Annotated in this window: 3 protein-coding genes and 2 pseudogenes; 2 read left to right on the plus strand and 3 right to left on the minus strand. The window is 41.2% G+C overall.

The annotated features are described in order from the left end of the window. From WBA23_RS00130 to WBA23_RS00140, 3 genes and pseudogenes are all read right to left on the minus strand, one after another. A pseudogene (locus WBA23_RS00130) lies at positions 1-1,046 on the minus strand (adhesin); the annotation flags it as partial. Between the two features lie 461 nt (positions 1,047-1,507). Beyond that, the gene (locus WBA23_RS00135) at positions 1,508-2,149 is read right to left on the minus strand and encodes an HAD family hydrolase (RefSeq protein WP_424580198.1); all 642 of its coding nucleotides are present in this window, start codon (positions 2,147-2,149) and stop codon (positions 1,508-1,510) included. Between the two features lie 5 nt (positions 2,150-2,154). Continuing rightward, positions 2,155-3,054: a UbiA prenyltransferase family protein gene (locus WBA23_RS00140; RefSeq protein WP_424580199.1), complete on the minus strand. Its 900-nt coding sequence runs from the start codon at positions 3,052-3,054 to the stop codon at positions 2,155-2,157. A gap of 138 nt (positions 3,055-3,192) precedes the next feature. On the opposite strand from WBA23_RS00140, the gene WBA23_RS00145 reads away from it, so the two are divergent. Further along, on the plus strand, positions 3,193-5,115 hold the full coding sequence (locus tag WBA23_RS00145) for a CBS domain-containing protein (RefSeq protein WP_424580200.1): 1,923 nt from the start codon (positions 3,193-3,195) through the stop codon (positions 5,113-5,115). Further along, a pseudogene (locus WBA23_RS00150) lies at positions 5,099-5,320 on the plus strand (hypothetical protein); the annotation flags it as partial. The gene WBA23_RS00145 and the pseudogene WBA23_RS00150, both read left to right, overlap by 17 nt.

The following is a 5,320-nucleotide window of genomic DNA, read 5'->3' on the forward strand; positions in this document are numbered from 1 at the left end:
GCATATATCCCTGCGTCTTTATTCGTTGTTTCAGTAGTGAGCACCTGTTGCTGAGTACTAATTTCTATAGTGGCCTCCACAAACTCTTGGGTTTTCTGATTCATGACCATACCTTCCAGTCGGGTAACCGGGGGTACGGGTGGGATTTTCTTAATTTTCTCTAAACCGTAAATATCCAGATGACCACCATCAGCCGACATATCTGCTCGGGTTGTAAACACCACAGAATCAGCTTGGCCTACCGCGTAGAAAGCATCAAATCCTTTAGTATTTACCGGAGCACCTACGTTCTCCGGCTTCGACCATTTTAACCAGGAGTCATCCTGCCGGGTAGTTCGATATACATCGGCACCGCCATGTCCGCCCGGTCGGTTACTCGCAAAATATAGTGTTTTGTTATCGGGGGCTAAATATGGCCCAAACTCATCTCGCTTCGTATTAAGTGCGGCAATCTTTTGAGGGGTAGACCACTTTCCCGGACTCTCAATAAAGCTCACGTAGAGGTCGCTAACTTTACTATCTTTTACTTCGCTAAAGTATAGCAACATGGCTTTTTTATCATAAGACATAAAACCACCGTTAAATCTTCCCCGGCACATACCGTCAAAGTTGCTAATACGCAATGACTCTGGCTTTTGCCATGCGCCGTTTACTTTTCGGATCGTAGCAAATTCCCATTTTTTGCTGCTACCACTTCGGACCAAAACTTCCTGCCCATCGGCCGATACGCTCATTACTTGATTATAATCCTCTCGGTTAAATGGGGTTTCTAAGTGTTGCGAGGGTGACCAATTACCGTCTTCCTTCCGCTCGGTAAACCAAATATCTTGGCTTCCGTCGGTACCATTGGTGTTTTCGGGATGATTAGTGATAGTAAAATACAGGGTATTACCATCGGGAGATAGGACTGGAGCTGATTCGTGATAAATACTGTTTACCTTACGTCCTAAATTGACTAGTTCGTACTCAGGTTCATCATCAGACTGTTGTCCGAAAGCCCCAGCATGAAATAGTAGTAATCCAATACAGATACTGATTAATCGCATAATTTTATTTTTCAATTACACGATTAATCTAGCTTAATTCTCTATAATAAGCCGATTGCAATGGCTTCATTCCTTACAGAATGCCATTTATAGAAAATTTGTACTTTTCTAATTTTTTAGCAAGGAACTAAATAATAGATGGATAGAAATCAGCCTATTTTCGGAGAAGCTTTTTAGAGGTAGCTCGCTTTCTCGCAATGGCAAATAATACAATACCCAAAATAGTGAGTAGTGGTATTAAATGAACTAGCGACGTTAAATAATGGAATATACTGTGAGGATCAGAATGTTCTGCACCATGCCCAGGGTGAGCCATAGCGGAACCAATCAGTAGGGTAAAACAGAAGAAAAGGCTAAGAAATTTGAAGAAGTTCATATTGAAAAGGTTAGTGCAATAGTTAGCTTGTTGAAATATATAATATTAATTGACAATCGCCAAATTTAACTGTAAGATCATTTCTTTATCTAAACGGACGATAGTACGCATGGTCTGCTAATTGGAGCATCTGTCTATCTCCGGAGCTATCACCGTAGGAGTAAACATTCTGATAGTGAGATAGATCCACCACCTGACGAATTCGGACTACTTTTTCCGGACCGTAGCAATTTTTTCCTAATAAGTTACCAGTTAGTCGGCCTTTGCTTACTTCTAGCCTTGATGCAAGTAATTTTATCTCTTTTTGTTGACACCAAGCTAGCAGCCAATTTTCAGGAGAAGCTGAAACAAGGTAGATATCGTTGCCTAGTTCTTGGTGCTTTTGTATGGCTTGTAATGCGCTCTTTCGGGTTATTTGAGGGATTCGCTCCGTTGCGTACTGCTCACAACGGGTTTGAAAATCGGCTAGTGGTTCACCTTTGAAAAAATAGGTCATCACTTTTTCCTTCGCTTGCCAGTTTGGCATCAACTTAATTTTATAAGCCAACAAAAAAGGAAGTAAGCGAAACAGGCCAAAGTAGGCAGCAAATCTTCCGTGATAGAATACTATGAAATCAATAAAAGAATCACGATTGGTGATAGTACCGTCAAAATCGAAAAAAGCGACACTTTTGGTTGAAGAGCCTTCTGTATTATTCGGATTAGAAGAATTAACAGATTGATTCATCAAGCTTAACCCAAATAGATCAACCAGAAGAAACTAAGTATCCAGCCTACCAGCGTAATTTGAATAAACGAATCTTTGTAAAGTAGTTTGGTAGGTGAGCCACTATTTTTTTCTACTAGCGTAATTTGTAAGTAGCGCATTAATCCTGCTATAACAAACACCGAAGTATAAACCAGATGCTCGCCCAAGCGCATTACTACCTCATCGGATATAGTATACATTAAATAGGCTACCACAATAATTCCCGCAATCATGGTCATGCAAGCATTGATAAACTCCAGATTATAGTTCTTCACCGATTTGCGGATAAGAACTCCGGAGCTAGCCCCCAATACTACATCATCGCGACGTTTAGCAATTGCCAGAAATAAGGCCAGTAGAAAAATCATGATAATGAGCCACTGAGAAACCGGAACATCTGCCACTATTCCACCGCTGACTGTACGAAGCAAAAATCCTGAAGCAATTAAGAATATATCTAAAATACCAATATGTTTTAAACCGAATGAGTAGCCGATATTGATTCCAACATACATTAAAAGGATCAGAAAAAACCAAACATTAAGCAGCAAACCAACCCCTAATCCGACTAATGCTAATAGACTCATGAGTACTAAACCAGCACCTTTAGAAACCTCACCCGAAGCCAGCGGGCGCTCGCATTTGGTAGGGTGTGCCTGGTCGGCTTCAATATCTCGGTAGTCATTTAACACATAAATAGCGCTGCATACGGCACTAAATGAAACAAAAGCTACACCTAGCTTTAGAAGAAGTTCCAATTCAAAAAAATGACCTTCAAAAAAGAGAGGAATAAAAATAAATAAATTCTTAGCCCACTGCGAGGGCCGAAGAAGTTTGAGATAAGCTAAGACAACTGATTTTTGCGAGATAGCAACTTGCTGCATAATTATTTACTTCTTAAATAAACACTGGAGCAACTATTTTTCTTAGTATAAGGTACCAGTGTACTATATACGCAATTTACCAATTTTTCATTATTCTTTGAAATTTAATACAAAATATTTTTTTATTTATCTAAACTCATGGCTAATTCCAGCATCAAGATTATTAAAAGTGAAGAAGACAAGCAGCAATATATTTCTTCCCTGCTGAATGATATTCAAGCACTCGAGCAAATGTTAGCAGAAAACAAGTTCGAGAAGGGAGTGCAGCGCATTGGTGCTGAGCAGGAGATGGTTTTTGTTGATGAGGCTTTTCGTCCGGCATTTATTGGACCAGAAATCAAAGAAACGATGAACCGCCCGTACGTTACTACGGAGTACGCCCGGTTTAACTTAGAAATAAACTTATCACCTATATTATTTGAAGGTTCTTGTCTGACTGAACTAAAACAGGAACTTGAAGAAAAGATTAGTGAAGTAGAACAAGAGGCTCATCAGAAAAATGCGCAAGTGTTATTAACCGGTATTCTTCCGACGATCCGCAAATCTGACACTTCGCCCGAATCTATGACTCCTGAGCCTCGCTATCAGGCATTACTGGAGAATGTAAACCGCCTTCGAGGTAAACAATATGAATTTAATATTCAAGGATTAGACGAACTGATTACCCGGGATAATCCCTCTACATTTGGGGGCTGCATGACCAGTCTTCAGCTCCACCTACAAGTAGATGCTGACAAGATGGTTGATATGTACAACTGGGCTCAGTTAATTTCGGCCCCAATATTAGCCTGCGCAACCTATTCGCCAGTATTTTTGGGCAAGCGACTGTGGCACGAAACCCGGATTGCCCTGCTTCGTCAAACGACCGATACCCGCAAACCTTATTCTAACCTTATTAATGAGGAGGCTAGAGTATCTTTTGGGAATGACTGGCTAAAAAACTCGGTAGCTGAAATCTTCCATGATGACGTGGCGGGCTACAAAGCTTATCTTACCACTGAATTTCAGGAAGATGCCTTAGAAGTATTAAAACAAGGAGGAGTTCCCAAACTGGAGGCCCTAAACTTTCACAACGGTACTATTTACCGGTGGAACCGCATTTGTTACGGGGTTTTTCAAGGTAAGCCCCACCTTCGCATTGAGAACCGAATACTACCGGCGGGTCCCACTATTGAAGATGAGTTGGCAAATACTGCGTTTTGGTTAGGCTTAATGAATGCTCTACCTGAGCAATATCGAGATATTCAAGAGAAAATTCCGTTTGACCGGGTAAAGACTAATTTTTTGAAAGCGGCCCGGTTAGGCTTAGAAGTAGAGTTTGAGTGGCTGGACCGAAAGTTAATTTCGGCCCGAGAACTTATTCTGGAGGAACTTCTGCCTCTGGCTCATGAAGGTCTAAAAAAAGTAGGTGTGAACGAATCTGACTGCTCACATTATCTGGATATTATCCGAAAGCGTACCGAGTCAGGTAATACGGGGTCTCGCTGGATGTTGCAGTCCTACGAACAACTACTTAAGCAGAGCACTACTCCGGATGAAGCCTGGGTGGCAATTACCGCTGGTATGCTAGAACGGCAACAGAGTAATGAACCTGTACATACGTGGAAGCTAGCCTCGGTTAAAGAAGCGGGCGACTGGAAGAACCGTTTCTGGCGGCTCGACCAAGTAATGACTAAAACCCTGTATACGGTAGAAGAAAACGATATTGTAGATTTAGCGGCTCATATTATGAGTTGGAAAAAAATTGGTCATATTCCGGTAGAACGCGACGGGGAGTTGGTTGGAATAATTACCAAAGATTCAATTATTACCTATTATGCTAACAACTCAGGAGAAGATTTTTCTCAAATTCCTATTCGGAAGGTTATGGTAACCGAACCAGTAACTGCTCAGCCTGACATGTTAGTAGCCGATGCCATCGAGCTGATTGTTGAAAGTAATATATCCTGTTTACCGGTTGTTAAGGATAAGAGGTTGGTTGGGATCATAACTGAGCATGATTTTGTGCATATTTCCCGGCATTTGTATCAAGAACTAATGGATAATGACGAGAACAGTTAATTTTAAATCACCTGAATCACGCCTGCTAATTAACCTTCCAGGGAATCGTGATGACCCTACGTTCATCGTTTTTGCAGGTGTGCACGGAAACGAAACAAGTGGATTAATTGCCCTAGAAAAAGTACTTGAAAGAATTAAGAACCAGCAAATTACGTTACAGGGCAGTTTCTACGCGATTGCCGGAAACCTACCCGCCATCCAGAAA

The sequence above is a fragment of the Tunicatimonas sp. genome, from assembly GCF_049647865.1.
Lineage (GTDB): Bacteria > Bacteroidota > Bacteroidia > Cytophagales > Cyclobacteriaceae > Tunicatimonas.